At 69.0% G+C, this 26,734-nt stretch carries 29 protein-coding genes; 12 read left to right on the top strand and 17 right to left on the bottom strand.

Going from position 1 to position 26,734, the window contains the following annotated elements:
• The first annotated feature begins 2 nt into the window (after window positions 1-2).
• Entirely contained in the window at window positions 3-965 is a 963-nt protein-coding gene (locus AB5J62_RS11645) for a sigma-70 family RNA polymerase sigma factor (protein WP_370950239.1), read from the top strand.
• Here the strand turns inward: AB5J62_RS11645 and AB5J62_RS11640 are convergent.
• Window positions 925-2,241, bottom strand: a complete 1,317-nt coding sequence (locus tag AB5J62_RS11640) for a nitrate/nitrite transporter (RefSeq protein ID WP_370948218.1) — start codon at window positions 2,239-2,241, stop codon at window positions 925-927. The genes AB5J62_RS11645 and AB5J62_RS11640 overlap by 41 nt on opposite strands.
• Before the next feature lie 115 nt (window positions 2,242-2,356).
• Between AB5J62_RS11640 and AB5J62_RS11635 the strand changes: the two genes are divergently transcribed.
• The gene (locus AB5J62_RS11635; RefSeq protein WP_370948217.1) at window positions 2,357-3,172 is read left to right on the top strand and encodes an SDR family oxidoreductase; all 816 of its coding nucleotides are present in this window, start codon (window positions 2,357-2,359) and stop codon (window positions 3,170-3,172) included.
• A gap of 68 nt (window positions 3,173-3,240) precedes the next feature.
• On the opposite strand, the gene AB5J62_RS11630 is transcribed toward AB5J62_RS11635, so the two are convergent.
• Together AB5J62_RS11630 and AB5J62_RS11625 are read right to left on the bottom strand one after the other, a co-directional pair.
• Window positions 3,241-5,547, bottom strand: a complete 2,307-nt coding sequence (locus AB5J62_RS11630) for a chitobiase/beta-hexosaminidase C-terminal domain-containing protein (protein WP_370948216.1) — start codon at window positions 5,545-5,547, stop codon at window positions 3,241-3,243.
• A gap of 89 nt (window positions 5,548-5,636) precedes the next feature.
• Window positions 5,637-6,956, bottom strand: a complete 1,320-nt coding sequence (locus tag AB5J62_RS11625; protein ID WP_370948215.1) for an MATE family efflux transporter — start codon at window positions 6,954-6,956, stop codon at window positions 5,637-5,639.
• 79 nt (window positions 6,957-7,035) lie between these two features.
• Between AB5J62_RS11625 and AB5J62_RS11620 the strand changes: the two genes are divergently transcribed.
• Entirely contained in the window at window positions 7,036-7,620 is a 585-nt protein-coding gene (locus AB5J62_RS11620; protein WP_370948214.1) for an ArsR/SmtB family transcription factor, read from the top strand.
• Window positions 7,617-8,282, top strand: coding sequence for an SRPBCC domain-containing protein (locus AB5J62_RS11615; protein WP_370948213.1), 666 nt, complete (start codon window positions 7,617-7,619; stop codon window positions 8,280-8,282). Before AB5J62_RS11620 ends, AB5J62_RS11615 begins: the two co-directional genes overlap by 4 nt.
• Before the next feature lies 1 nt (window position 8,283).
• Here the strand turns inward: AB5J62_RS11615 and AB5J62_RS11610 are convergent, their stop codons facing one another.
• Together AB5J62_RS11610 and AB5J62_RS11605 are read right to left on the bottom strand one after the other, a co-directional pair.
• On the bottom strand, window positions 8,284-8,721 hold the full coding sequence (locus AB5J62_RS11610) for an SRPBCC domain-containing protein (RefSeq protein ID WP_370948212.1): 438 nt from the start codon (window positions 8,719-8,721) through the stop codon (window positions 8,284-8,286).
• Window positions 8,718-9,026 (bottom strand): ArsR/SmtB family transcription factor, encoded by a 309-nt coding sequence (locus AB5J62_RS11605; RefSeq protein WP_370948211.1) that lies wholly within the window; start codon window positions 9,024-9,026, stop codon window positions 8,718-8,720. The genes AB5J62_RS11610 and AB5J62_RS11605 overlap by 4 nt, the downstream gene beginning before the upstream one ends.
• 97 nt (window positions 9,027-9,123) lie before the next feature.
• Between AB5J62_RS11605 and AB5J62_RS11600 the strand changes: the two genes are divergently transcribed.
• Together AB5J62_RS11600 and AB5J62_RS11595 are read left to right on the top strand one after the other, a co-directional pair.
• Entirely contained in the window at window positions 9,124-9,675 is a 552-nt protein-coding gene (locus AB5J62_RS11600) for a TIGR03086 family metal-binding protein (protein ID WP_370948210.1), read from the top strand.
• Between the two features lie 13 nt (window positions 9,676-9,688).
• Window positions 9,689-10,459 (top strand): VOC family protein, encoded by a 771-nt coding sequence (locus AB5J62_RS11595; RefSeq protein WP_370948209.1) that lies wholly within the window; start codon window positions 9,689-9,691, stop codon window positions 10,457-10,459.
• A 55-nt stretch (window positions 10,460-10,514) separates the two neighbouring features.
• Here AB5J62_RS11595 and AB5J62_RS11590 read toward each other — a convergent pair whose 3' ends face one another.
• Window positions 10,515-11,522, bottom strand: a complete 1,008-nt coding sequence (locus tag AB5J62_RS11590) for a bifunctional oligoribonuclease/PAP phosphatase NrnA (protein WP_370948208.1) — start codon at window positions 11,520-11,522, stop codon at window positions 10,515-10,517.
• 25 nt (window positions 11,523-11,547) lie between these two features.
• Between AB5J62_RS11590 and AB5J62_RS11585 the strand changes: the two genes are divergently transcribed.
• Both AB5J62_RS11585 and AB5J62_RS11580 read left to right on the top strand, forming a co-directional pair.
• Window positions 11,548-12,576 (top strand): TRM11 family methyltransferase, encoded by a 1,029-nt coding sequence (locus AB5J62_RS11585; RefSeq protein ID WP_370948207.1) that lies wholly within the window; start codon window positions 11,548-11,550, stop codon window positions 12,574-12,576.
• 53 nt (window positions 12,577-12,629) lie between these two features.
• On the top strand, window positions 12,630-13,541 hold the full coding sequence (locus tag AB5J62_RS11580) for a GNAT family N-acetyltransferase (RefSeq protein ID WP_370948206.1): 912 nt from the start codon (window positions 12,630-12,632) through the stop codon (window positions 13,539-13,541).
• On the opposite strand, the gene AB5J62_RS11575 is transcribed toward AB5J62_RS11580, so the two are convergent.
• The gene (locus tag AB5J62_RS11575; RefSeq protein ID WP_370948205.1) at window positions 13,526-13,933 is read right to left on the bottom strand and encodes an RICIN domain-containing protein; all 408 of its coding nucleotides are present in this window, start codon (window positions 13,931-13,933) and stop codon (window positions 13,526-13,528) included. The two genes, AB5J62_RS11580 and AB5J62_RS11575, sit on opposite strands and share 16 nt — an antisense overlap.
• Before the next feature lie 76 nt (window positions 13,934-14,009).
• Window positions 14,010-14,708 carry an SDR family NAD(P)-dependent oxidoreductase gene (locus AB5J62_RS11570; protein ID WP_370948204.1) on the bottom strand — a complete coding sequence of 233 codons (699 nt, stop codon included), beginning with the start codon at window positions 14,706-14,708 and terminating at the stop codon, window positions 14,010-14,012.
• Window positions 14,709-14,801: 93 nt separating this feature from the next.
• Here AB5J62_RS11570 and AB5J62_RS11565 point away from each other — a divergent pair, with 93 nt between their 5' ends.
• Window positions 14,802-15,332 (top strand): TetR/AcrR family transcriptional regulator, encoded by a 531-nt coding sequence (locus tag AB5J62_RS11565; RefSeq protein WP_370948203.1) that lies wholly within the window; start codon window positions 14,802-14,804, stop codon window positions 15,330-15,332.
• On the opposite strand, the gene AB5J62_RS11560 is transcribed toward AB5J62_RS11565, so the two are convergent.
• The 7 genes from AB5J62_RS11560 to rimP all read right to left on the bottom strand — a co-directional run bounded on the left by AB5J62_RS11560 (window position 15,325) and on the right by rimP (window position 22,183).
• Window positions 15,325-16,152 carry an alpha/beta hydrolase gene (locus AB5J62_RS11560; RefSeq protein WP_370948202.1) on the bottom strand — a complete coding sequence of 276 codons (828 nt, stop codon included), beginning with the start codon at window positions 16,150-16,152 and terminating at the stop codon, window positions 15,325-15,327. The genes AB5J62_RS11565 and AB5J62_RS11560 overlap by 8 nt on opposite strands.
• A 7-nt stretch (window positions 16,153-16,159) precedes the next feature.
• Window positions 16,160-16,636, bottom strand: coding sequence for a 30S ribosome-binding factor RbfA (gene rbfA, locus AB5J62_RS11555; protein WP_091291056.1), 477 nt, complete (start codon window positions 16,634-16,636; stop codon window positions 16,160-16,162).
• Between the two features lie 32 nt (window positions 16,637-16,668).
• Window positions 16,669-16,962: a DUF503 domain-containing protein gene (locus tag AB5J62_RS11550; RefSeq protein ID WP_091291059.1), complete on the bottom strand. Its 294-nt coding sequence runs from the start codon at window positions 16,960-16,962 to the stop codon at window positions 16,669-16,671.
• An 89-nt stretch (window positions 16,963-17,051) separates the two neighbouring features.
• Window positions 17,052-20,114 (bottom strand): translation initiation factor IF-2, encoded by a 3,063-nt coding sequence (gene infB, locus AB5J62_RS11545; protein WP_370948201.1) that lies wholly within the window; start codon window positions 20,112-20,114, stop codon window positions 17,052-17,054.
• Between the two features lie 85 nt (window positions 20,115-20,199).
• Window positions 20,200-20,454: a YlxR family protein gene (locus tag AB5J62_RS11540; RefSeq protein WP_370948200.1), complete on the bottom strand. Its 255-nt coding sequence runs from the start codon at window positions 20,452-20,454 to the stop codon at window positions 20,200-20,202.
• A gap of 128 nt (window positions 20,455-20,582) precedes the next feature.
• Window positions 20,583-21,644 (bottom strand): transcription termination factor NusA, encoded by a 1,062-nt coding sequence (gene nusA / locus AB5J62_RS11535; protein ID WP_370948199.1) that lies wholly within the window; start codon window positions 21,642-21,644, stop codon window positions 20,583-20,585.
• The gene (rimP, locus tag AB5J62_RS11530; protein WP_370948198.1) at window positions 21,641-22,183 is read right to left on the bottom strand and encodes a ribosome maturation factor RimP; all 543 of its coding nucleotides are present in this window, start codon (window positions 22,181-22,183) and stop codon (window positions 21,641-21,643) included. The genes nusA and rimP overlap by 4 nt, the downstream gene beginning before the upstream one ends.
• 111 nt (window positions 22,184-22,294) lie before the next feature.
• On the opposite strand from rimP, the gene AB5J62_RS11525 reads away from it, so the two are divergent.
• Window positions 22,295-23,194 (top strand): ferritin-like domain-containing protein, encoded by a 900-nt coding sequence (locus AB5J62_RS11525; RefSeq protein WP_370948197.1) that lies wholly within the window; start codon window positions 22,295-22,297, stop codon window positions 23,192-23,194.
• A 118-nt stretch (window positions 23,195-23,312) separates the two neighbouring features.
• On the opposite strand, the gene AB5J62_RS11520 is transcribed toward AB5J62_RS11525, so the two are convergent.
• Both AB5J62_RS11520 and AB5J62_RS11515 read right to left on the bottom strand, forming a co-directional pair.
• Window positions 23,313-23,918, bottom strand: coding sequence for a hypothetical protein (locus tag AB5J62_RS11520; protein ID WP_370948196.1), 606 nt, complete (start codon window positions 23,916-23,918; stop codon window positions 23,313-23,315).
• 46 nt (window positions 23,919-23,964) lie between these two features.
• On the bottom strand, window positions 23,965-24,996 hold the full coding sequence (locus AB5J62_RS11515) for an aminotransferase class V-fold PLP-dependent enzyme (protein WP_370948195.1): 1,032 nt from the start codon (window positions 24,994-24,996) through the stop codon (window positions 23,965-23,967).
• Window positions 24,997-25,296: 300 nt separating this feature from the next.
• On the opposite strand from AB5J62_RS11515, the gene AB5J62_RS11510 reads away from it, so the two are divergent.
• Window positions 25,297-25,806 carry a DUF6879 family protein gene (locus AB5J62_RS11510; RefSeq protein WP_370948194.1) on the top strand — a complete coding sequence of 170 codons (510 nt, stop codon included), beginning with the start codon at window positions 25,297-25,299 and terminating at the stop codon, window positions 25,804-25,806.
• Complete coding sequence (locus AB5J62_RS11505) at window positions 25,790-26,632, top strand: helix-turn-helix domain-containing protein (protein ID WP_370948193.1); 843 nt, start codon at window positions 25,790-25,792, stop codon at window positions 26,630-26,632. The genes AB5J62_RS11510 and AB5J62_RS11505 overlap by 17 nt, the downstream gene beginning before the upstream one ends.
• The last annotated feature ends 102 nt before the right edge of the window (window positions 26,633-26,734 follow it).

Raw genomic sequence — 26,734 nt, 5'->3', positions numbered from 1 at the left:
GCCTGGTGGACTTCGCGACACACGCCGAGCCGTTCCGGCGCGAGCTGGTGGTGCACTGCTACCGCATGCTCGGGTCGGTGCACGAGGCGGAAGACCTCGTCCAAGAGGCGCTGCTGAAGGCGTGGCGGGCGTGGGAGCGGTACGACGCGCAACGGGCGTCGGTGCGCACGTGGCTGTACAAGATCGCGACCAACGCGTGCCTGTCCGCGTTAGAAGGCCGGGCCAGGCGGCCGTTGCCCGCCGGGCTCGGCGGTCCGTCCGACGATCCGGGCAGCCCGCTCGTGCCCGACTTCGAGGTGCCGTGGCTGCAGCCGTTCCCCGACGCGCGACTCGACGATCCGGCGTCGCGGGTCGTGCGGCGGGGCAGTCTGCGGCTGGCGCTCGTCGCGGCGATGCAGTTGCTGCCGCCGAAGCAGCGCGCGGTGCTGATCCTGCGCGACGTGCTGGAGTTCAGCGCGGCCGAGGTGGCGTCGCAGCTGGACACCTCGGTCGCGTCGGTCAACAGCGCGTTGCAGCGGGCGCGGGCCGGGATCTCGGGCACGGCCGAGTCGTCGGTCTCGGAGCCCGAGGACGTGAGCGCGGTGATCGACCGCTACATCCGGTCGTTCGAGGCGGCCGACATCGACGGGCTCGTCGCGTTGCTGACCGACGACGCCGTCTTGGAGATGCCGCCGGTTCCGCTGTGGTACTCCGGAAAGGCCGACTACGGGCGGTTCATGGCGCGGCTTTACGACATGCGCGGCACCGGCTGGCGGATGGTGCCGACCTCGGCGAACGGGCAGCCGGCGACCATCGCGTACTGCCTGGGCGACGACGGCCGGTATCACCTGCACACCTTGCAGATCTTCACGGTGACGCCGTCCGGCATCTCGCACAACGTGGTGTTCCAAGACCTGGAAGTGTTCCGGGCGTTCCGGTTCCGGCCTACGCTGCCAGCGGTCCGGAGTCCCAGCGACGGCGCGTGATCCGGACCGGGAGCTCTTCGCCGCGTGCCTGTGCTGCGAAGAGGTGGGCACGCGTGCGGCGCCACCAGACGATCATCCGGAACGAGCCGAGCGCGAGCACGGCGACGAGCACCAGCAGCGCGACGCGGAAGTTGCCGCCGGTCAGTTCCAGCAGGACACCGACGCCGAGCGCGGCGACCGTGGTCGCGACGAACCCGCCGACGTTGACGACGCCGGTCGCGGTGCCGACGCGGTGCAGCGGGTTGTAGTCGCGGGCGAGTGCGAAGCCGATCATCGAGGCGGGGCCGCCGAGCGCGAGCAACGCGAACGCGGGCACCAGCAGCGCGAGCGGGACCTGACCGGGCCAGCTCAGCAGCACGGCCCAGATGGCGGTCGCGCCGACCAGGTAGCCGCCGACCAGCGGCATCCGCAGTGACGGGTGTTTGCCGATGATCGCGCCGGTGAGCGGGCCGCCCGCCATCGAGCCGAAGACGAAGACGGTCAGCAGGGTGCTGGCCGTCGACGTCGGGAAGCCTTGTCCCTGCACGAGAAACGGGACGCCCCAGAGCATGGTGAGCACGTTGGGCGCGAACATCGTGCTGAAATGCACCCAGAAACCGAGTCGGGTGCCCGGTTCACGCCAGACCGAGCGGACCTGGCGGCCGAGTTCACGCGGACGGACCGGTTCTGGCGCCGGCGCGGTGACGCCTTCGGGCAGATCCTTGACGCGCAGGACCACCACGGTCGAGTAGACGACCGTGACGATGCCCGCGACGAGGAACGTCGGCGTCCAGCCGGGACCGTCGAGCAGCAGGCTCAGCGGGACGGTCGCGGCGAGGTTGCCGATGTAGCCGATGGCGGCGGTGAGCGCGGTGACGATCGCGTACTGGCGGCCGGGGAAGTGCGCGGCGGCCAGGCGCAGCACGCTGACGAAGGTGAGCGCGTCGCCGACGCCGAGCACGCCGCGGGCGACGAGGCCGAGCGCGTACGAGTGGGCGAGCGCGAGCAGGATCTGGCCGAGCCCGAGCGTCAGCAGCGCGGCGGTGAGGATCTTGCGCGGGCCGTACCGGTCGACGAGCACACCGGTCGGGATCTGCATCGCGGCGTAGACACCGACCTGCAGCACGGTGAACATGCCGAGCGCGGCGGCCCCGACGCCGAAGCGTTCGGCGGCCTGCAGCCCGGCGACACCGAACGAGGTCCGGTGGAAGACGGCGAGCAGGTAGACGGCGGCGGCGGTCATCCAGATGAGCCAGGCCCGGCGCACGGTGATCCTCCCTGAAGGGGTAGACGGCATGAGGGAGACGCCCGCGTTGCCGCCTCGATATTTGTATCGCCTAAGCAACGGTGAAACATACCCGTTATCGCCGTGTCTTTGCCCACACGCGGCTGAGCTGAATATCGTTCATGTTATGACGTCTCTGCGCGGAGCGCACGCGGTGATCACCGGCGGATCCAGTGGCATCGGCTTCGCGACGGCGTTCATGCTCGCCCAGCGCGGCGCCTCGGTGACGTTGATCGCGCGCGACAGTGTCAGGTTGGAAGCGGCTGCTTCGTCCTTGCGCGACGCGGGCGCTCCAGACGTTCGAACGGCCGCGGTGGACGTTTCCGATCAGCGGGCCATCACGGCCGCTTTGGGTTCCTTGGATCCTTGCGATGTCTTGGTGACCGCAGCGGGACAGGCGCGGCCCGGACACTTCTTGGAGCTGGAAGATTCCGTTTTCCGGCAAATGGTCGAAGTCGACTACTTCGGCACGCTCTATCCGATTCGCGCGGTCGCGCCGTCGATGATCGAACGAGGCCGCGGGTCGATCGTGGCGATCTCGTCGGCGACGGCGCTGCTCGGGATTTACGGCTACACCGCGTACAGCCCGGCGAAGTTCGCGGTGCGCGGGCTGATGGAGTGCCTGCGCGGGGAGTTGCGGCCGCACGGCGTGCACGTCGGCTGCGTGTATCCGCCGGACGTCGACACCCCGCAGCTGGCCGAGGAGAACGAGTTCAAGCCCGCGGAGACCGCGGCGATCAGCGGCGCGGTCAAGCCGATGACCGCGCCGGCGGTCGCCGCGAAGATCGTGCGCGCGATCGAGCGTGAGCGTTTCGCCGTCTACCCGGACCGCTCGATGGCCTTGCTGGCCGGGCTCGGCCCGCTCGCCGCGCCGCTCGTGCGCCGGGTGACCGACCGCAAGGTCCGCGAAGTTCGGCGCCGCGCCCGGCGCGACCCGCGATAAAGCCCGCTTTACTCCCGGGGATAAAGCGGGCTTTACTCCGGGGAGTAAAGCCCGCTTTATCCCGGGTTTTAGGGGTAGGCCACCACGTTGACCGGGACTGTGCCCGTGGGGGTCACAGCGCCGGTGTCGTTGATGACGTGGGTGATGGTTCCCTTGTAGTTCAAGGAAACCGTGAGCAGGTTGTGGAAGCGGACGCCGCTGCGGTTCGGCACTTCGAAGGCGTGGTAGAGGTTCACGGCCGGGTTGGTGTCGAAGAAGCAGTAACTGCCCAGGCCCCATGCCTCATGCGAGGTCACGTTGTCGCCGACCTTGTAGGCCGCGTAGCCGTTGCGGCCGTTCGGGGCCATCCACGAGGCCTGGTTCGGGACGTCGTAAGGGATCTCGTTCTGGAAGAAGATCGTCCGGCCGTTCTGGCCGTTCCAGATCACCTGGTACTTCTGGTAGTGCTCGACGAACAGCCCGGTCGCGAGCACGTTGTTGCCGTTGACGATCAAGCCCGTGTCGGCCGTGTTCGAGGTCCAGCCGACGCCACTGCCGTGATCGGCGCGCCAGGCCCAGATGTGATCGATGAGCACGTCGTTGCTGTTGACGATCAGGCTGTTGGTCGCCTTGCCCGCGAACTGCCCGCCGATGCGGAAGAACACGTCCTGCAACGAGGTCGGGTTGCCGGAGTGCCCCGCCGACGAGCCGGACGGGCCGACCGTGAGCAGTGACTGGGAGTTGGTCGTGCCCGCGTCGAAGAGCAGGCCCTTCAGCCGCACGCCGTCGACGTCGGCGACCTGCATGGCGTTGACGCCGTTGTCGGGCACCAGTGTCGGGTAGCCGATGCCGAGGATGGTCGTGTTCGCCTTGGTCACGTTGAGCGTCTGGTTGAGGTGGTAGACGCCCGGCGTGAAGAACAGGTTGCAGCCCTGGGACAGCGCCGTGTTGATGGTCGACGCGCTGTCGCCGGGCTTGACGACGTAGAACGTGCTCATCGACTGCGAGGTGCCGGGGGTGCTGCCGTTGGCCCAGGACGGGCCGGAAGCGTTGGTACGCAAGGAAGGCAGGAACACCCGATACTTGCCGGCGCCATCGAGGTAGAGGTACGGGACGTCGCGCGAGACCGGCGTGGTGCCGAGGGTGGTCTCCGGCGGGTTCGGGAAGGTGTTGGCAGGCGCGCCGTTCGTGCCCGAGAAGACCATGTTCCAGACGCCGCCCTCCCAGCTGCCGTAGTTGCTGTCGCGGGTGTACCACTGCTGCTGCGAGATCGACGCCGTCTTGCCGGAGACCTTCGAGTCCGCCGTGTAGCCGCCGGAGGCGAAGCCGTAGCTGGCCGGGAAGAGGTTCAGACCGCCGCGGATGTCCATCCTGCGGAACGGCGCGGCCTGCGCGACCGCCCAGCGGGTGGCGCCGCTGCTGGGCACGACCGCCAGGTTCTCCGTCGAGCGCCAGAAGTTCTGCAGCGCCACACCGTGGTCGGACTCGTTGAAGGCGTCGACGGTGACGTCACCGTTGATCACCACGTCGCCAGGGTTCTGGCCGAGCCCGGCCACCGAGGTGTAGTAGCCGACGTCGTCGTGGATGCCGTTGTAGGTGCCGGGCTTGAACAGGTGCGCGTACCGGCGCTCGGTGAACTGCGCGGTCAGCGTGTCCTTCTGCTGGTTGAAGTCGGCGTCGAGCTGCGACTGGATCGCGGTGGCCGACATGCCGGGGTTGAAGATGCGCACGTTCGGCCCGAAGTTCGGGACCTCGGGCTGCGTCGGGCAGCCCGCGCTGGTGCCGATCGTGTAGCTCGCGCTGGCCACGGCCGAGGTGGTGAAGCCCGCCTTGATGCCGATCGCGTTGATCGTCCGCGACGACGGGACGCTGATCGGGCCGGTGTACTGGGGAGACGAGGCCGTCGGCGTCGAGCCGTCCACCGTGTACCGGATGGTCGAGCCCGCGGTGGCGGTCGAAATCGTCACCGACTGGGTAGAGGTGTAGCTGCCGCCCGGCGGGCTGAACGTCGGGGTCGCCACCTGCGAGGCGCTGTTCCCGTGGGTGTACGAGTAGTGCGGGCTGTCGTACTGCGGGCCGTTCTTCTCGTAGGTGAACCAGTAGTCCAGCACGGTTCCGGTGCTCAGCGAGCCGACGGTGTGCCGCCACGTGCCGCTGCCGTTGACCATCCTGACGTTCTGCTGCCCCGAGCCGTTGACGAGGTAGTGCACGTCGACGTAGAGCGCGGGCGTGGTCGGAGTGAACGAGATCTGAGCCTGCGTCGCGTTGAGGCTCGCGACGCTTTGGGTGTAGTCGGCTTCAGCGGCGGCGACGCCACCGAAACCCGTCAGCGCCAGTAGCGACGCGATCAGCAGGACCACACCGGCTCGGCGACGTTGCCGAATCTTCGTACTCACGAAAAAGGCACCTCCATAGTGAAAACCAACACTGTGAGGAGGCGCCCTCGCGTTTCAGGTTAACCCGGGCGACCGCGAATACGGAAGGGTCAATTGGTCCGGACCGCCCCGACGACCGCCCAGTGCCCCGACCGCCAGCGCCAGAGCAGCGACACCAGCCGGAGCAGCATGAACAGCGTGAGCCCCGTCCAGATGCCGGTCAGCCCCCAGTCGAACGCCAGCGACAGCCAGATCAACGGGAGGAACCCGAGCGCGGCGCTGCCGAGCGTCGCGTTGCGAAGGAACGCCGCGTCGCCGGCGCCGAGCAGGACACCGTCGAGCGCGAACACGACGCCCGCGATCGGTTGCAGCGCAACGAAGAACCACCAGGCGTGCGGGATCTCGGCGAGCACGGCCGCGTCGGAGGTGAACACGTTCGGCAGCACCGGCGTGAGCGCGGCGAACACGACGAGCAGCACGCAGCCGAGCGCCAGGCCGTACCGGGTGATCTGGGTGGCGACGCCTTTGGCCTGCCTGCTGGAGCCCGCGCCGAGCGCCGCGCCGATCAGCGACTGCGCGGCGATGGCCACGGAATCGAGCACCAGCGCCAAAAACGTCCACAGCTGCAGCACGACCTGGTGTGCGCCAACGGCTTCCGTCGACGTCCGCGAAGCGACGGCCGCCGCGGAAATGAAGCACGCCTGGAAAGCGAGGCTCCGCAACACGAGGTCCCGGCCGAGGCCGAGCTGCGCGCGCATGAGCTTGAAATCGGGCCGCAGCGGAACCTGCTCTCGCACCAGCGCGGCGAGGAACATCGACGCCGAGATCACCTGCGCGACGACGTTCGCGATCGCCGAGCCTTCGAGTCCCCAGTCCAGCCCGTAGACGAGCACCGGGCACAGCACGGCGGAAATGGCGTTGCCAGCCAACACGAAACGCAGCGGACGGGCGGTGTCCTGTACGCCGCGCATCCAGCCGTTGCCCGCCATGGTCACCAGGATCAGCGGCGCGCCGAACAACGCGATCCGCAGCCACGACACGGCCGCGTCGGCGATCTCGTCGCTGCCGGAGAGCCCACGTGCGACCGGATACGCCAGCAGCTGCCCCACGATGAGCACGAGCACGCCGACCACGAGCGCGAGCCACGTGGCCTGGACGCCCTCCCCCACCGCTTCCGCGCGCCTGCCCGCGCCGTGCAGCCGCGAGGTGCGCGAAGTCGTGCCGTAGGACAGGAAGGTCAGCTGTCCCGAAATCTGGGAAAGCAGCACGCCACCGAGCGCCAGCCCCGCCAGCGGCAGCGCGCCGAGATGCCCGACCACCGCCGTGTCCACCAGTACGTACAGCGGCTCCGCCGCCAGCACGCCGAGCGCGGGTACGGCGAGTCCGAGCACCTTGCGAGCAGGCACCCGCTCATCGGTCGAGTTCTCCACGTGCTGAACCTTAACTCGCAGGTCCGACAAGATCATCGAGCGATTTGACAGAATAAACTGTCAAGAGGATCGTGGTGCCATGACGTCGCACGACCTGCTCGAAGAGCCGGAGCAACTCCGCCGCGCGCTGTCGCCGTTGCGGCTGCGCCTGCTGACCCGGTTGCGCACCCCGGCGTCGGCATCCGAGCTGGCAGCGGAGCTGGAGATGCCCCGGCAGCGGCTCGGTTATCACCTCAAGCAGCTTGAGGAAGCCGGGCTGGTCGAACTCGTCGAGGAACGCAGGCGCCGCGGCTTCATCGAGCGTGTGTTGCGTGCCACAGCCGATTCCTACGTAGTGGACCCCGACGTGCTCGGCCGCCCGCCGGGTCCGGTCGACGGCGACAAGCACGCCGCGGAGCATCTGCTCGACACCGCGTCCGCGACCGTCCGCGACGTCGCCCGCATGCAGTCCGCCGCCGAGCGCGACGGCCGCCGTCTGCTCACTTTCACGCTGGAGACCGAGGTCCGCTTCGAGGCCCCGGCCGACGTGCACCGTTTCACCGAGGCGCTCGCCGGCGCGATCGCCGACGTCGTCGCCGCGTTCGACACCCCCGACGGCAAGCCGTACCGCCTGGTCGGTGCCGGATATCCCGCACCGTTTTCCTCAGCAGGGAGCAAGTCATGACCGAAGAACCGCTCAAGATCGAGGTCACCATCGCCGCGCCGGCCGACGAGGTCTGGCGCGCGATGCGGGATCCGGAGCTCATCCGCCGCTGGCACGGCTGGCACCTCGACAGCCTCGATGCCGAGATCCAGATGATCTACGTCGACGAGGTGACCGAAGACGCCGAGAACCACGTGCTGGAGACGGGCGGCGACAGATTCAGCCTGCATTCCGCGGACGGTGGCACGGTCGTCCGGCTCACCCGCGGCCCGCGCGGCGCGAACCCGGAGTGGGAGGCCTACTACGACGACATCACCGAGGGCTGGCGGACCTTCCTGGTGCAGCTGCGGTTCGGCATGGAGCGCCACGGTCTCGCCGAGCGGCAGACGGTGTTCCTGCACGGGCCCGTGCCCGGCGACTCACTGCGGGCGAAGCTCGGCGTGGCAGGCATCGACGGCGCGTACACCGTGACGCTGGCGACCGGTGACACCTTCGCCGGTGAGGTCTATGCCCGCAGCGAGCTCCAGATCGCGCTCGTCGTGGACTCGATCGGCCTGCTGATCGTCGCCGACGCGCCCAAGCCGGGCGGTCACTGCCTGGCCGTGCTGACCACGTACGACTTCGGCGATTTCGACGCGGTCAACGAGCGCTGGACGAAGTGGTTCGCCTCCCTCGCCGAGTGAGCTAGGCGGGGTAACCCTCGTCGGTTCCCGGATCGCGGCCGTCGCCGCGGACGACGAGCCGGTCGAGGTAGTGGTTCCAGCCCTTGCCGTGCTCGGCGAACATCTCGACCGGCAGCCCGCGGTGACGCAGGCGCAGGTTCGTGGCGGCGCCGTCGGCTTCCAACGTGATGTCGACGGTGCTGCTGCCCGGCGGCACCGGGCTGCCCTCGGCCTCCCAGCCCCAGGTGAAGACGATGTGACTGTGCGGCTCGACGATCACGAACTCGCCGGCCGCCATGTCGTCGCCGCGCACGAGCATGCGGAAGACGCCGCCGGGTCGCGGGTCGAGCTCGGCTTCGACGCCCATCCAGGACAGCCAGCGCGCGCTGTCGGTGAAGAACGAGAAGACCGTGGCTTGCGAGGCGTTGATACGCCGTTCGACCACCACCTCCGGCGTCACGCCGTCTCCTCACGCTCGGCCGCTTCGGCCAGCTCGGCGAGCCGGTCGAGCTCGGTGGCCCACATCTGCTCCAGCCAGTGCACCAGCGGGCCCAGCGCTTCACGGTTGGCCCGGTAGAACCGGCGCGTCCCATCCTTGCGGACGCTGACGAGTCCGGCCTTGCGCAACACCCCGAGATGCTGCGAAACCGCACCGAAGGTGACGTCGAAGTGCTCCGCGACCTCGCCCGCTGACCGCTCGGCGTCCCAGACCAGCCGCAGGATCGCGCGGCGGCGGGGTTCGGCGACCACGGCCAATGCGTCCATACGGGTGAGTTTAGCGACGGCTAAAGCTTGCCTCAATCCGGCGGACGAGCTATTTTAGTCGTCACTAAAGTAACCCGGAGTGAGGGAGATTCCCCCGATGTCCGAAGGCCCCGTGACCGATCAACTGGCCGCCGCCGAAGCCACGCTGAAGATCTGCGTCGCGACGCTGCACCGGCTCGGCCCCGACGACGGCACCCGGCAGACGCCCTGCGCCGATTTCAACGTCGACCAGGTCGTCGAGCACCTGCTCGGCTCACTGTCCAGCCTCAGCGCGATAGCGGGCAAGCCGCTGGAGACACCCGCCGACGGCACGCACGAGGCCAGGGTCGCCGCCTCCGGGCGGCACGCGATCGACGCCTGGCGAGCCCGCGGGCTCGACGGTGTCGTCCAGGCCGGTCCCGTCGAACGCGACGCCGCGCTGACCGCGGCCATCATGTCGCTCGAACTGCTCGTGCACGCCTGGGACGTGGAGGTCGCGCTCGGCCGCACGCTCGACGTGAGCGATCAGCTCTGCTCGTACGTGCTCGAGCAGGCGCGGCAGGTCGTCATTCCCCCGATGCGCGCGGGCCGCTTCGGTCCCGAGGTGGCCGCGCCCGAAGACGCGACCGGTCTCGAACGCCTCATCGCGTTCACCGGCCGCACTGCCTGAGAGAGGAAACGTCATGCCGCACCACGCTGCCTACCTGCAGGGCACCCCGAGCTGGGTCGACCTGCAGACCACCGACCAGGCCGCGGCCAAGTCGTTCTACGGCGGGCTGTTCGGCTGGGAGTTCGACGACCAGAAGACGCCGGACGGCGCCGTCTACTCGATGGCCGCCAAGAACGACGGGGTCGTCGCCGCCATCTCCGCGCAGTCACAGCCCGGCCTGCCGCCGATGTGGAACACCTACCTCGCGGTCGACGACGTCGACGCGGCGGCCGCGCGCGTCGAGACCGCGGGCGGCAAGCTGATGATGCCGCCGTTCGACATCATGGACGCGGGCCGGATGTGCTTCGCCATCGATCCCGGCGGCGCGCCCGTCGGCCTCTGGCAGGCCAAGGAGCACATCGGCGCGACGCTCGTCAACGAGCCGGGCGCGCTGATCTGGAACGAGCTGATCACCGACGACGAAGCCGCGCTTTCCTTCTACGACCAGGTTTTCGGCACCCACTGGGACGCGCGCGACCTCGGCGGCGGCACCCCGTACGTCGCGCTCGTGGTCGACGGGGAACGCATCGCGGGCACGGTGAAGCCGCGGGTGCCGGGCACCCCGAACCACTGGCACGTCTACTTCGCGGTGGCCGACGCGGGCGAGACCGCCGAGCAGGTCACCGCACTCGGCGGCACCGTCCTCACTGGACCGTTCGACACCCCGATCGGCCCGATGGCCCAGCTGCGCGACCCGCAGGGCGGAGTGTTCAGCGTCTTCGCGCCGAAACCGCCCAACGACTGAGCTTGGTCGTGAGTGGTATGGCCGGTTCTAACCGGCGATACCACTCACGACCCCGTCAGAGCCTCGGGGCGCGGTCGAGCGCGTCGCGCAGCAGGCCGAGCGCGTGCTCGGCGGTGCCGTGGACGGTGCATCCGGCGGCCAGCCGGTGCCCGCCGCCGCCGAGTTCGCGCGCGGCCAGCGAGACGTCGATCTTGCCCATCGCGCGCAGCGAGACCTGCCACTCCCCCGGCGCGCCCTCCTTGAGCACGACGGCGACCTCGGCGTCGCGAGTGGACCGGACGACGTCGATGACGGACTCGACCTCTTCGGACCGCACGGTCGCCGCCGTCTCGGCCGTGACGACCGCGTGCACCAGGCCGAGGCCTTGCGCGCTTCGCGGCTCGAGCCGGGCGCCAGCCAGTACAGTCGCGAGCATCGGCAGGTACGTGAACGGGTGCGAGTCGACGATCTCCCTGGTCAGCGCCATCGGCTGGACGCCGGCTTCGAGCAGCCGGGCGGCCATCGCGTGCGTGGCCGGGCGGGCGCGCCGGAAGCCGCCGGTGTCGGTGACCAGCCCGGCGTAGAGGCAGCGCGCGGTCGGCTCGTCGAGCTCGTCGCCGAGCGCGTCGATCAGCTGCAGCACCAGCACGGCCGTCGCCTCGGCGGTCTCGTCGACCACGTGGTGGGTGCCGTAGAACTGGTTGGACGCGTGATGGTCGACGACGAGCACCTGCCCGCCCGACTCCTTCGCCTTCGCGACCCGGCCGCCGAGCGAACCCAGCCGCCCGAGCGTCGGCGTGTCGAGGCCGATGAGCAGCGGCTCGGTCTCGGGCAGCTCATCGGGGCGCACGAGCAGGCCGTCGGCGTCGAGCCCGCGCAGCGTCTCGGGCGGCACCCACTCGCCGCCGCCGGTCCCGAAGGACACGCGCACGGTCGCGCCGCGTTTGCCGAGCACCCGGCCCAGCGCGAGCGCGCTGCCGAGTGCGTCGGCGTCGGGACGCACGTGCCCGAGCAGGGTCACGTCGGTCGCGGAGGTCAGCAGGGCGGCGGCTTGCCGGATGTCGTGCTCCAAAGACGCTGTCACGGTCGGTCACGCTACGCTCTCCAGGATGCCTGAGTACGCGATCCTGGTGTATCCGTCGGCCAATCGGGTGTACACCGACTCCTCCCCCGCGCTGTTGCGCGCCGAACTGGCCGTGTTCGGCGCCGCGTTGAGCTCCCCGCTCGGCGAGATCGGCGAAGACCGGATCGGTGGCGTCAGCTACGTGACCTTCGGCAGCGAAGCACCGCTGACGGCGACCGACCTGGCGCTGCTGTCCAACCTGTCCTCGCTGTACGCGCTGTTCGAGCGCGGCGACGGCGTGTTGAAGCCGGTGACGGTCGACCCGGCCGCCGCCTTCGACTCGGACCTGCTGACCATCCAGAAGTACCCCGGCAAGACGAACGAGCTGTTCACGAAGCTGCTGTTCAACGTCACGCTGCTCGCGGGCGCCAAGCCCGTCTTCGGCGAGCCGCTGTACGTGCTCGACCCGCTGTGCGGGCGCGGCACCACGCTGAACCAGGCGATGATGTACGGCTGCCACGCCTACGGTCTCGACGTCGACGGCAAGGACTTCGACGCCTACGAGATGTTCATCAAGACGTGGCTGCGCACCAAGCGGGTCAAGCACACCGCCGAGTCCGGCCAGGTCCGCCGCAACAAGGTGCGCCTCGGCCGTCGCCTCGACCTCGAGTTCGGCCTGACGAAAGAGCAGTACAAGGCGGGCGACACCCGCAAGATCACGTACTTCAACGCCGACACCCTCACGACCGACGAGCTGCTGCGCGCCCGTTCGGTCGACCTGATCATCACCGACGCCCCGTACGGCGTCCAGCACGGCAGCCACCGCGACGCCGGCCTGGCCCGCAGCCCGCACGACCTGCTGGCCGCCGCCGTGCCGGTGTGGTCGCGGGTGCTCCGTCCTGGCGGCGCCTTGGGCATTTCGTGGAACACCAACGTCTGCCCGCGCGCGGACCTGGTCGACATCCTCAAGCGCGCCGGCCTCGAAGTCCGTGAAGGCGGGGCCTACGAAGAGTTCGCGCATCGCGTGGACCAGGCGATCGTGCGCGACCTCGTGGTCGCTTCGAAACCCTCGTGAGCGTTGCGGGCGGTTCTAACCGCCCGCAACGCTCACGACCCCGGGTAGGGTAAATGAGTGGCGGGCGGGCTGTCGGCTCCGGAATGCTCGGGCGGGTGATCACCATGCGCCGGTACGCCGGGCCCGAGGATCTGCGGGCGATGCAGTCGCTCACCGAGCGGGTCTGGACGCTGGGCACGTACTGCCACATCGGCGACCAGGCTTGGGAACGGACGCACATCGGCGGGCGCGAGGCCGAATGGCCGACCGCGATCTGGGAGGACGGCGGGCAGGTCGTCGCCTGGGGCTGGACGTTCCTGCCGGGCGGACTGCACTTCCTCGTCGACCCCGCGCGGCCGGAATTGGCCGACGAGGTCCTGCGCTGGTTCGACACCGTCGCCGAGACGGACGAACGCAGCATTACCCTGTTGGACAAGGAAACCCACCTCAGGGCCGCGCTCGAACGCCAAGGGTACCGGCTCGGTGACTCCACCGTGCACAACGACTACATGCGCCGCTCGTTGCACGATCTGCCGGAACCCGTTGTCCCGCAAGGCTTTCGTGTCCGGCATATCGAGCCGGGGGATCTCTCACGACGGGTGGCCGTGCATCATGCGGCTTGGGAACCGTCGAGGGTCACCGAAGACAGCTACCGTGCCGCCATGGAGACCTGGCCTTATCGGTCCACTTTGGACTGGGCCGCCGAGGCCGAGGACGGGACCTTCGTGGCCAGTTGCCTGATCTGGCTGGACGGACGGAACCGGGTCGGGCTGATCGAGCCGGTCGGTGCCGATCCCCGGTTCCGGCGGCGGGGCCTGGCCCGCGCGGTGTGTCTCGCCGCGCTGGGTGCGGTGCGGGACGCGGGCGCGGACCAGGCCATCGTGTATCCGGTGCGTGGCCTCGCCAAAGCCGCCGCGGCAGCGCCGTTGTACGAGAACCTCGGGTTCAGCTCTTACGCCAGGACCCTTACTTACGTCAGGCGATGAACCACTGCTGGGCGTCGGTCTGGTTGTAGGACCACAGCCGCACGAAATCGTTGCTGGTCAAGGCTGTTGCAATAGTGCTGCACCAGTATCGTGCCGTTGCCGGCGACGTCGGCGCACATCCCGCTGGCGAGGTTGCGCAGGCGGAACGCCGAGTAGACGCTGCCGAAGATCGACACGGTCCCCGACGGGTCGAGGAACCAGAACTGGTCACTCGCGCCGTCACACGCGTAGTGGCCGAGCTGGGTCCCGTTCACCCCCGGGCTGCTCGCCAGCGAGAGACACTCGCCGTAGCGGGCGTTGACCAGCTGGTTCGCCGCCACCGCGTGCGCCGGGACCGAGAGTCCGGCGATGCCCACCACGAGCGCGACGATCACCGAGACGATGCGTTTCATGTGCCCTCCAAGTCGCGTCCGGTGGGCAGAAACGCTAGGAAGAATCCCGGCTCGTGCAGTGAGTAGCCGGATTACTCTAGAACTGGCCGACGACCTCTTCGGCGCGGTCACGGCGGGTGTAGAGGTCCCAGTACAGCTCGGCGAGCTCGTTCGGCTCGGCCCGTGGCGGCTGCAGGCCCAGCCCGGCTTCGGGCATCGAGTCGAACATCACCTGGGCGTCGCTGCGTTCGATCAGCACGCCGATCGTGAGCGCGCCGGCGTAGATTCCCTTGTCCGCCACCACGCCGTGGAGATTGTGCACGTAGTTGCGCAGTGAAGCCTGCGCGGCGCCGTACATCGCGAGCTGCGGGATCGGGTCCTTCGAGGACAGGCCCAAGCCGTAAAGCAGGCCGCCGTCGCCCTGCTCCAGCAGGCGCGGCAAGAGCAGATTGGTCAGCGAAAGCGGAGCGAGCGTGGCTCCCTCCAACGCGAGACGCAATGAGTCGACCTCGATCTCAAGCGCCGGGCGGACACTTTCGATTCCCAGGTAGCCGTTGATCACCGCGACGTCGATGTCGCCGATGGCCTCGACGAGCGCCGCGTGCCCGCCGATGTCCGCCAGGTCGGCGGTGAACGCCTCGGCCTTGACGCCTTCGGCGGCCAGTTCGTCCACAAAGGACTTCAGGCGGCCGGCGTTGCGGGACACCAGTGCCACCCGGTAGCCCTCCTTGCCGAAGCGGCGTGCCGTCGAGATGCCCAGACCGGGTCCCGCGCCGAAAATCGCGAGCGTCTTCATGAATTCCCTCCAGAGCGATAAGTTGAGGAGACCCTCATATTTGCCACGCTACCTCAACTTGAGGAGACCTTCAACTTACTTATACTGGACGACATGGACCGCCCGCTCCGCCGAGACGCGCAACGCAACCGTGACCTGCTGGTCGCGGCCGCACGCGAGGTGTTCGGCGGCAAGGGGCTCGAAGCGCCGCTGGAGGAGATCGCGCGCCGGGCCGGGGTCGCCATCGGCACGCTCTACAACCGCTTCCCCGCGCGCGTGAATCTGATCGAGGCGGCGTTCATGCCACAGCTCGACGAGGCGCTGGAGATCGCCACCCAGGCGCTGGCGTTCGACGATCCGTGGGCCGGGCTCGTCCACTTCATCGAGCTGAGCTGCGATCGGCAGTCGACCGACCGTGGCTTCGCCGAGCTCTGCGCCGGCGCGATCACGGCGCCCGCGATCGACAAGGCGAAGGCCGCGATCTGGGAGATGGTCCTCGATCTCGTCGGCAGGGCGCACGATTCCGGTCAACTGCGGCCGGACGCCGAAGCGGGCGACCTGCTCACCGCGATCGCCGCGGCGTCGAACATCCCCGACTGGCGCAGGCATCTGACATTCCTGCTGGACGGCTTCCGGGCTAAGTGACCCGCGAGCCGACGAACTTGACGATGTCCGGCAAGACGCGCTTCCAGTAGGCATCGTTGTGGGAGCCCGGCGAGAACTCGGAGACCTCCGGCTTGGCCGCCTGGGAGAACTTGCGGTCGGCCGCGACGAACGGGTCGGAGTCGCCGCACCACAGCCCGATCGGCCGGTCGCGCAGCTCGTCCGTGTGCCGCAACGGCTCCTCGGACTCCCACTGCGCCTGGTCGCGGAAAACCTTGCGGGACTTGGCATCCGGCCAGCTGACGAACAACGCCGCACTGCACGCGGCGACGGCTTTCAGGTTCGGGTGATCACGGGCGTAGCGCAGCGCGCCGAACGCGCCCATCGAGATCCCGAACGCGGCGGACGGCTCGCGCAGGTCGCGATGTGTGACCCAGCCGGGCACTTCTTCGCGGAGCATCCTTTGTGGATCGTCGTCGGAGGTCGTGCGCACCCAGTAGTGGTCGCCGTCGACCGCGGCGACGGCGAACGGCTTCATCCCGGACCGCACCGCTTCGGTCAACACCGCGGGCAGGCCGAGGTCGAGGAACACGCGAGCGTTGGCGCCACGGCCGTGCAAGGCCAGGCACACCGGCAAATCCGCGGCAGGAACGCCTTCAGGGGTGATCAGCACCAGGTTCACGTCGATGCCCCGAGCCGCCGAACGCACCCGCTCCACCACCACGGGAGCGGTGAGCGGAGCAGGTGTCGACGGCGGCGGCTCGGCGGGCGGCCCCGGCTCGGGTGCCTGCGGCGCGGCGGTGCAGGCGCTGCCGGTCATCAGCAGCGCCGCGCCGCCGAGCAGCAGACCCCGGCGGGACAAACCCTTGTCAGTTACGGCTTTCCTCGGACTCGGCGAGCTCGTCGTCGTTGTCCTCGCGAGGCGCCTTGTACGGGTCGGCCTCGCCCGCGTGCTGGGCCTCGGCGGCGAGCCTGGCGACCTCGGCGTCGGCCTCGCGAGCCTTGGCCAGCAGGTCCTCGATCCGCTTGGCGTCCTCGGGGATGTTGTCGGTGACGAACGCCAGCGTCGGCGTGTAGCGAACGCCGGTGCCCTGCCCGACCTTGGTGCGCAGCACACCACGGGCCGCCTCGAGCGCGGCGGCCGCGCCCGCGAGGTCGGGCACGGAGTCGAGCCGCTCACCGAGCACGGTGTAGTAGACGGTCGCATCGTGCAGGTCCGCGGTGATCTTCGTGTCGGTGATCGTCACGTGATCGAGGCGCGGGTCCTTGATGTCATGCTCGATCGCGGACGCGACGATCTGCGAGATCCGCTTGGCGAGCTTGCGCGCGCGTGCCGGGTCGGCCACGACGCACTCCTTTCTCAGGCGAAAAACTGGTTCTAGTCGTCCGGACCGATGAGCCTGCGATGCGCGGAGAGCAGCTCGAACTCGGGCCTGCTCGCGATGAACCGCTCGCAGCTGTCGAGCACGTCCCGGACGTGTGCGCCGTCCGCCGCGACGACGGCGGCGCCGATCAGGGTGCGCCGGTGCAGGTCGAGGTGGCCCGCTTCGGCCACCGAGACGTCGAAGCGCTTGCGCACCTCGGCGAGCACCGGTTTCACCACGGATCGCTTCTGCTTCAGCGAATGAACGTCACCGAGCAGGATGTCGAGCTCGAGGGCTCCAACGAACATGGCATCAGGGTAAATCAGTCGGAACGAAAATGATCTCTATTAAAAAGCCCGGCCGGGGAGGAAAGCCCTCCCCGGCCGGACCGAACGCACTACGCGCGCGGCTTCTCGCGCTGCTCGTACGTCTCGATGAAGTCGCCGACCTTCAGATCGCTGTAGTTGCCCAAGGTCAGACCACACTCGAAGCCCTCGCGGACCTCGGTGGCGTCGTCCTTGAACCGCTTGAGCGAGTTGATCGGCAGGTTCTCCGCGATCACGGTGCCATCGCGCAGCAGACGCGCACGCGCGTTGCGGCGGATTTCGCCCGAGACCACCATGCAACCGGCGATGGTGCCGATCTTCGACGACTTGAAGACGTCGCGGATCTCCGCCCGGCCGAGCTCGACCTCTTCGAACTCCGGCTTGAGCATGCCCTTGAGCGCGGCCTCGATCTCGTCGATCGCCTGGTAGATGACCGTGTAGTAGCGGACGTCGACGCCCTCGCGGTTGGCCCGCTCGGTCGCCTTGCCCTGTGCACGGACGTTGAAGCCCAGGACGATCGCGTCGGACGCGGTCGCCAGGTCGATGTCGGACTCGGTGACGCCACCGACACCGCGGTGCACGACGTTGAGTTCAACGTCGTCGCCGACCTCGAGCTGCATCAGCGAAGCCTCAAGCGCTTCCACCGTTCCGGAGTTGTCACCCTTGATGATCAGGTTGAGGGTGCTGGTCTCCTTCAGCGCGGCATCCAGGTCCTCGAGGCTGACGCGCTTGCGGCGCGAGGCGTTGAGGGCGTTGCGGGTGCGCGCCGAACGACGCTCGGCGATCTGGCGTGCCACGCGGTCCTCGTCGACGACGAGGAACGTGTCGCCCGCGCCCGGCACCGACGTGAAGCCGATGACCTGGACCGGACGCGAGGGCAGCGCCTCGGTGACGTCCTCGTTGTGCTCGTCGACCATCCGGCGGACACGGCCGTAGGCGTCACCGGCGACAACCGAGTCGCCGACGCGCAGCGTGCCGCGCTGGACCAGGACGGTGGCCACCGGGCCGCGGCCGCGGTCGAGGTGCGCCTCGATCGCGACACCCTGGGCCTCCATGTCCGGGTTGGCACGAAGATCCAGCGTGGCATCCGCTGTCAGCAGGATCGCCTCGAGCAGGCCGTCGATGTTGATGCCCTGCTTCGCGGAGATCTCGACGAACATGGTGTCGCCACCGTATTCCTCGGCCACCAGGTTGTACTCGGTGAGCTGCTGCCGGATCTTGTCCGGGTTCGCGCCCTCCTTGTCGATCTTGTTGACCGCGACCACGATCGGGGCCTTGGCGGCCTGCGCGTGGTTGATCGCCTCGACCGTCTGCGGCATGACGCCGTCGTCGGCCGCGACCACGATCACCGCGATGTCCGTGGAGTTCGCACCACGGGCACGCATGGCGGTGAACGCCTCGTGACCCGGGGTGTCGATGAAGGTGATCAGGCGCGGGTTGCCCTCGAGCTCGGCCTCGATCTGGTAGGCGCCGATGTGCTGGGTGATGCCACCGGCTTCACCTTCGCGCACCTTCGTCTTGCGGATCGTGTCGAGCAGTCGGGTCTTACCGTGGTCGACGTGACCCATGATGGTCACGACCGGCGGACGGACCCGCAGATCCTCTTCGTCACCCGCGTCGTCGCCGTAGGTGATGTCGAAGGTCTCGAGCAGCTCGCGGTCCTCTTCCTCCGGGCTGACGACCTGGACGACGTAGTTCATCTCGCCGCCGAGCAGCTCGAGGATGTCGTCCGACACGGACTGCGTCGCCGTGACCATCTCACCGAGGTGGAAGAGCACCTGCACCAGCGAAGCCGGGTTGGCGTCGATCTTCTCGGCGAAGTCGGTCAGCGAGGCACCACGCGGCAGCCGGATCGTCTCGCCACTGCCCTTGGGCAGGCGGACGCCGCCGACGCTGGGCGCCTGCATGTTGTCCATGTACTCCTGGCGCTTCTGCCGCTTCGACTTGCGGCCCTTGCGCGAGGGTCCACCGGGACGGCCGAAGGCACCAGCGGTGCCGCCGCGACCACCGGGGCCACCACGACCGCCGCCGCCACCGCGGAAGCCGCCGCCACCGGCGGGGGCGCCACCGCCACCACCGGGACCGCCGCCACCGGGACGGAAGCCGCCACCGCCACCGCCGCCACCACCGGGACGGAAGCCACCGCCGCCGCCACCGGGGCCGCCGCGAGCGCCGCCACCGGGGCCACCACGGGCACCGGCGCCGGGACCGCCACGCGGAGCGCCGCCGGGTCCACCGCGACCGGCGGGGCCACCACCGGGTCGGGGAGCCGGGCGACCGGGCATCATGCCCGGGTTCGGGCGCGGAGGCATGTTGCCGGGCGTCGGCCGGTTGCCGCCACCCTGGCCACCACCGGGACGCGGGGCCGGACGCTCACCGGCGCCGCCACCCGGACGCGGCGGACGGTCACCGGCGCCACCCTGCGACTGACCGGGTCCCGGACGGGGACCGGCCGGACGCGGGGCCGGAGCACCGGAACCGACACCGAACGGGTTGTTGCCGACCTTCGGCGTACGGGGACCCGGCTTCGGGCCTGCGGGCTTGGGGCCCTGCGGCTTCGGCGGGACCACGGACGGCGTGGAGGGCGCGGCCGGAGCCGCCGAAGCGGCGGCAGGCTGCTGAGCGGGCGGCTGAGCCGGGGCGGGCGGCTTGGGAGCCGACGGCGCCTGAGCGGGCTTCGCCGGGGCCTCGGGTGCCTTGGCCGCCGGAGCCTGCTCGACGGGAGCGGGCGCCGGGGGCTTCGGGCCGGGACGCGGGCCGGGGCGCATGCCGCCGGGACGCGGGCCGGACGAAGCCGACGGTGCCTGCGAAGCGGCGGCGGCGGGAGCCGGGGCCGCGGGTGCGGACGGAGCCGCGGCGGGCTTGGCAGGTGCGCTCGGCGCCGGAGCGGCCGGAGTGGCCGCGGTGCCGTTGGACGCGGGGGCTGCCGGTGCCGCGGGACGCGGCGGGGCAGGGGTCGGCTTCTTGCCGCCCTTGCTGGGGTACGCGTCGCGGAGGCGGCGGGCCACCGGGGCCTCGACCGTGGACGACGCGGACTTCACGAACTCACCCTGCTCTTTGAGCTTGGCGAGAACTTCCTTGCTGGTAACTCCGAGCTCTTTCGCGAGCTCATGTACGCGGGCCTTGCCTGGCACAGCTCTCCTCACTGGGGAGGCCGGCGGCAGACCCGTCGACCTCGTCCTATTGTCGCGCGTTCATGGCTTCAGCTTCACGGCTGACTCATGACGGGTCGACCTGCTTCCTTGATTCCTGATGGACTCGGGGCTGTCCCTCGTCCGCACTCAACGCGACCAATCGCGCGAAGTGGTCTCGCACGCCGCTGGCGTCCAGCATCCCGGTGACCTTGAGGGCCCTCGGGAACGCCCGGCGACGTTCGGCTTTCGTCAGGCAGTCCTGCTCGGGGTGCAGCCACGCACCCCGGCCGGGAAGCCGCCGACGTTCGTCGACGACCAGCCGTCCGTCCACCGCGATCACTCGCAGCAACTCGCCGGCTTCACACCGCTTGCGGCATCCCACACACGTCCGCACCGGACTGTCCCGGAGCAAAGGGTGTGCGGCAGGCCGCGCGAGGTGAACCACTGCTGAGTCTAGCCCGTCGACCTTCACTCAGCCGAACCGGTTACCGCCGCGCGCCGTCCCTGATCGGGGTGGCCTTCGTCACCCTCGTCCTGCGCCCCCTCCGCGTCCGGCGCGGCGGCGTCGCTGCGGATGTCGATCCGCCAGCCGGTCAGCCTCGCGGCGAGCCGCGCGTTCTGGCCTTCCTTGCCGATGGCCAGCGAAAGCTGGAAGTCCGGCACGACCACCCGAGCCGTCTTGGCCCGCTCGTCGACCACCCGGACAGAGACAACCTTCGCCGGGGACAAAGCATTCCCGACGAAGCGCGCGGGGTCCTCGGAGTAGTCGATGATGTCGATCTTCTCGCCGGCGAGCTCGCTCATCACGTTGCGGACGCGCGCGCCGACGGGCCCGATGCAGGCGCCCTTCGCGTTGACGCCGGGCACCTTGGAGTGGACGGCGATCTTGGACCGGTGGCCCGCCTCGCGCGCCACCGCGGCGATCTCGACGGTGCCGTCGGCGATCTCGGGCACCTCGAGCGCGAACAGTTTGCGCACCAGATTGGGATGCGTCCGTGACAGCGTGATCTGCGGGCCGCGGTTGCCGCGCGAGACACCGACCACGTAGGCCTTGATCCGGCTGCCGTGCTCGTAGGACTCGCCGGGCACCTGCTCGGCCGACGGCAGCACGCCCTCGACCTCGCCGACCTGGATGACGACCATGCCGCGGGCGTTCGCGCGGGCGTCACGCTGGATGACGCCCGCGATGATCTCGCCCTCCTTGGCCGCGAACTCGCCGAAGGTGCGCTCGTGCTCGGCGTCACGCAGACGCTGCAGGATCACCTGGCGCGCGGTGGTGGCCGCGATCCGGCCGAAGCCCTCGGGGGTGTCGTCCCACTCCTCCGCGACCTCACCGGTCTCGTCGAAGGTGCGGGCGAGCACGCGCACCAGGCCGCTCTTGCGGTCGATGTCGATCTTGGCGTGGGGCTGGTGCCCCTCGGTGTGCTTGTACGCGGTCAGCAGCGCGGTCTCGATGGCGTCGATGACGGTTTCGAAGGGGATGTCCTTGTCCCGTTCGATCGCACGCAGCGCGGCGATGTCGACGTTCACTTCGGCTCCTCCTTCGACCCGTTCTCAGCGGCGTCGATCATGCCGGAAGCGTCCGCTTCCAGAAGTTTCAGGTCCTCAACGGGCGGCTGCTTGAATTCGATCTCGACCACCGCCTTGGCGACGTGCGCGTACGCGACGTCGCGGAGCTTGCCGTCGACGAGCACGCGGGCCGCCTCCTCGGTGGAGTGGCCGACCCGGCCGATGAACTCGGCACCTTCCTTCGGCGTCACCTTGACCAGGCGGAACTTGGCCCGGCGCCAGTGGCGGGGCCTGCTCAGCGGGCGGTCGAGGCCCGGTGAGGTGACCTCGAGGGTGTACGCGCTGGCCAGCACGTGCTCGTTCTCGTCGAGCGCGGCCGACACCGCGCGGCTGATCTCGGCGACCTCGTCCAAGCCCACCCCGTCGTCACCGTCGACGACGACCTTGACCAGCTGACGGCGGCCGGCTTGCTGGACCTCGAACGAGTCGAGGTCGAAGCCCGCGGCCGTGACGGCTTGGGCCACTATCGGCTCCAGCCGGCCGGCGAGTTCGTTGGGCACGTGGAGCTCTCCTGTTCACCGATGGTCACGTAGGTCGTCAAGCTTATCCGGTAGGTGTTTACGAACGTGTTAGCGGCGGGGCGTCGGCATCTACTGGCAGGATGGGGCGGCGTGACCGGTAGATCGAGTGAGCTCAGCAGGCGCCTGCTCCTGCGTTCGGCGTTGCTGGCGGTGCCTCTCGTGGCGGCGTGCGGCCCCGGGTACGCGGACGCCCCCGACCCGTTGGTCCCACTGCTCGAGCAGGCCAAGGCCGACGCGGCCGCCGCGCAGGCGCTCGCCTCGGAAGACGAGGTGGCCAAGGAGGTCGCCACCGCCCGCGAGGCGCACGCGCGAGCACTGCAGTCCGAAGTGGACCGCCTCAACCGCCCCAAGTCCGAGGTCGCCCCCGCGACCGCCCCGGAAGGCATGGCGGGCCTCAAGCAACGCCTCGCCACCGCCCGTTCCCAGGCAGCCCAGCTGCTGGAGAGCGAGAGCCGCTTCCGCGCCGGCATCCTCGCGTCGATCATCGCCGACTGCGCGGCGCTGCAGAAGCTCAAGCCCGCCGTGCTCGGCCCCGGCGACGACGCGGCCCCGTTGACCCCGGCCGACGCGGGCAAGGACGCGGTCGACGCACTGCAGCAGGCGTTGGCGGCCGAGCACGCGGCGATCTGGGTGTACGGACTGGTCAGCGCGTTCCTCCCGGGCGACTTCGGCAAGGCGGTGGCCGAGGGCTCCGCCGACCACGTCAAGCGCCGCGACTTCTGCGAGCGCACGCTCACCGCGGCCGGCGCGGCCCCGCGCGGTCCCGAAGCCGCTTACGTACCCCCGAAGCCGGTGACCGACCAGGCGTCGGCGATGGCCGTCGTCGCCTCGGCCGAGGGCGACGTGGCGAGCGCGTGGCGCTCGGTGGTCGAGCATTCCGACGGCGCCATGCGGACCACGGCCACCCAAGCCCTGATCTCGGCCTCGCGGCGGGGCACCCCTTGGCGGGCCCAGTCCGGCCTGAAGCCTGCGGCCCTCCTGGTCTCGTAAAAAATCCCAATGCGTCGTTAGGTACCTGGCAGGTCCCGAAAGCGTCGTTCGGTCCCCAGCAGGGCCCCAATGCGTCTTTCGGCACCTACCAGGGACCGAAAGACGCATTGGGATTTTTTCACTGGCGGAGGGTGCCCGCGAGTCTCAGCGCGTCGGTGGTGATGCGCTTGAGCAGTGGGTCGTCCTTGTGGCCGTCGAAGAAGTCGGCCATCACGATGGCGACCTCGTTGCCGGTCACGTGCGAGTCGTACTTCGCCTTGTAGACCTTGGGCGCGTTGGGGATCTTGGCGGTCCCGTCCTTGACGAGGTCGTCGACGTTGCCGGTGCCGTCGCGATCGGTGAGCTTCTTGAGTTCCTGCGCCTGCTCACCGTCGGGCATGGTGACCAGCACGACCGAGACCAACGCCTTCGCGCCGCCGGAGGTGGTCGTGTAGAGCGCACGCGAAAGCCGGGTGCACGTGTGCTCGGCGAAGAACTCCTTGGTCTTGGAGTACGCGTGCGCCTCGCAGTCCGTCGCCACTTGCGGGCTTTCCGCGACGGTGAACTGGAACTCGCCCGCGGACTTGGCGGGCGGTTCGGCCACCGGCGCCGCGGGTTCGTGCCGGATCAGCCACCAGACCAACCCGGACACCAAAGCGATCCCGACCAGTCCCGCGCCCTTGAGGACCGGGCTGACCGGGCTTTTCGCGGGCTCGACCCGCCTCAGTGGAGCCGTGTCGCCCATCCCGGGCGAAAAAGGTGCACCAACCACGGGTCCACACGGTAGTTCGTCACCCGATCGCGTGCAGAACCCGCTCCACATCCCCGAGGTCGTTGTAGAGATGAAAGCCGACACGTACCTTGCCCGCCCGCATGCTCGCGACCACTCCCGCCTCGGCGAACCGGTCCGCGTCGCCGTCCAGCGCGACGATCGCCGTGCCCCGCTCCGGCAGCCCGAGCTTGGTCAGCAGCGTGTCGGCCAGCCCGACGTTGTGCGCCCGCACGGCCGCCATGTCCAAAGAGGCCAGATAGGGCAACGCCACCGCGGCCCCGACCTGCGCGAACCACACCGGCGACAGATCGAACGCCCGCGCGTCCCCGGCCAGCCGCAGCGGCAGCCCGTACACCGACTGCCACGGGTCCTCCCCCGCGTACCAGTTCGCGCTCACGGGCAGCGTCCGCTCATACACCCTCGGGTGCACCGACAGCCACGCGGAACCCCTGGGGGACAACAGGAACTTGTACCCGGCCCCGACGACCCAGTCCGCCCACCCGAGGTCCAGCGGCAGCCAGCCGAGCGCCTGCGTCGCATCGAGCAACACGCTCGTGCCCGTGGCCTCCGCCGCCTCGCGCAGCTTGTCGAGATCGACGATCGCGCCGTCGGCCGACTGAACGACGCTGACGGCGACAAGGTCGTATCCGTCAAGCCTGCCCGGCAGCTCCGCCAAGTCCACTTCGGTCACTGTGACGCCCCGACGCGCTTGCGCGGCGAAGGGGAACGTGACGCTGGTGAAGTCTCCCTTGGCGACGAGCACCTTCGCTCCGTCTTCGAGCCCGGCCGCGACGTTGGCGACGAGATGCGAGACGGAGACCCCGCTCGCGACCCACTCCCCCGGCACCCCGACGAGCTGCCCGTACGCGGCACGCGCGACAGCCACGGCTTCGTCGAATTCGGGCGGCTTGGTCGCGCCACGGCTCCAGCGCATGACGGTGTCGGCCACCGCTTCGGCCACGTGGACCGGCGGGATGCCGATGCTGGGGTTGTTGAGATATCCGGCGGGAACGGCGAACTCGGCTCCGAAGGCGCTGCGGGTGCTCGTCATGCGTCCAGCATCCCTGAACGCGCCACCGGTTTATGCAAATGCGCGACTGGAGTAGGCCAGTCGCTTGCCGAGGACTCACCGGTTCCGCCATGGTGTGAGCATGGAGCTACGCAGAGTGTCTGAGGACTGTGAAACTACCCATTGCCCAGCCGTCTATTTGTCCGATCGCGGAACCGCCGTCTTTCAAGGGGATACGGTGACCGCGGCACGCGGACTCCTGCTCGGGCCGGGAGAACAAGCTGTGGAACTGCCACTGGACGTGTTGCGGAGCGCGCTCTCCGCCCTACAGGAGGGCTTGGCGTGATTCTGTCCGGCGAGGAAATGGGCGCCTTCTTCGATACGTTCGAGCGCTCCGCGTTCCGGTTGGAGACCCACCAGACCTACACCATACCGAACGAGCAGGCCGGGTTAGCGCGCTTCCTGGCGGGAGAACCGAAACCGGAGGGGCACAACGCGAACTGGGCCGCCTACGTGCGGCAGACCACGGCTTCAGGAAAGACCATCCAGCGGGCAAAGGTGGTCAAGCGACCCTTCACCGAATACACGCGGTACCTAATGTCCTGGGGTGTTCCCGGCAACGTGGCCGCGGGCGAGGACTACCGGATCGCGGATGTCACCGAGCGCCCGCCTTCATGGCCGGAACAGGACTTCTGGCTCTTCGACGAAAAAACGGTCGCTCTGCTCAACTTCAACGCGGACGGCACCCTGAGTGGCCGCGAGCTGGGCGAACCGGCTGAGCTGGAAACGTACTTACACTGGCGTGATCTCGCGTTGTCGGAGGCCATACCTTTCGTTGACTACCGATTCTGAGGGCAGACAAGCCGATCCCGACCTGGCTGCCACACTCCGCAGGCTTCGCAAAGCAGCTGGCCTCTCCGGCGAGAGGCTGGCCGTTCGCTGTGCCATGTCCCAGTCCAAGATCAGCCGGATCGAGTCGGGCAAGGTGCTGCCGACGGCGCTCGATGTCGAGCGGATGCTCACGGCGCTGGACGTTCCCGCGGATGTCGCGCGCGAACTGATCTCGATCGCGAGGCGGGCGAACGTCGAACACGTCTCGTGGCGGGCAATGGCGGAAACCGGTCTGTGGCGCAAGCAGATCGAGCTCAAGGCATTGGCCGAATCGTGTACCACGCAGCGGCTATTCCTACCCGCGATTCCCAGCGGTCTGCTGCAAATTCCGGACTACGCACGGGCCGCGGTCACGCCCGTTGTCACCAGCAGTCCGGGCACCAACGTCGAGAAGGCGTTGCAGGGAAGGCTAGAGCAGCAGACCGTTTTGAACGACGGGTCGCGCCGGTTTCTCTTCGTACTGACCGAACAGGCGGTCCGCTGGCGGCGGGCCGGTCGGGAGATCATGGCGCGGCAATGCGCTCACATGGCCGAACTCACGATGCGTCCCACCATCGATCTCGCGATCATTCCGCAGTCCGCCGAGATCCCGGGTGCGGCGTTCAACACGTTCGTCATCTACGACGACCGGTTCGTCGTCGCCGAACTCTTCTCGGGTGAGATGGTGCTCCGCGATCCCAGAGATGTGCAGCACCACCGGAATCTCTTCGAGTTCTTCCGTGAACGGGCATTGACCGGGGAACGCGCACGCGCGTTTCTCCTTGCGGTACGCGACGACTTCATGTGAATGGGCGACTAAAAGTAGTGCTCGACGACAGACCGGTTTTAGCTTCGAATCGTGAGCAAGGCTCGATGGATAGTCCTGGATCGGAACCTGTTTCAGATCACT

Source organism: Amycolatopsis sp. cg5 (genome assembly GCF_041346955.1).
In the GTDB taxonomy this organism is placed as follows: Bacteria; Actinomycetota; Actinomycetes; order Mycobacteriales; family Pseudonocardiaceae; genus Amycolatopsis.
The sequence above is the reverse complement of the archived record's forward strand: the minus strand, read 5'-3'. Positions and strand labels throughout refer to the sequence as shown.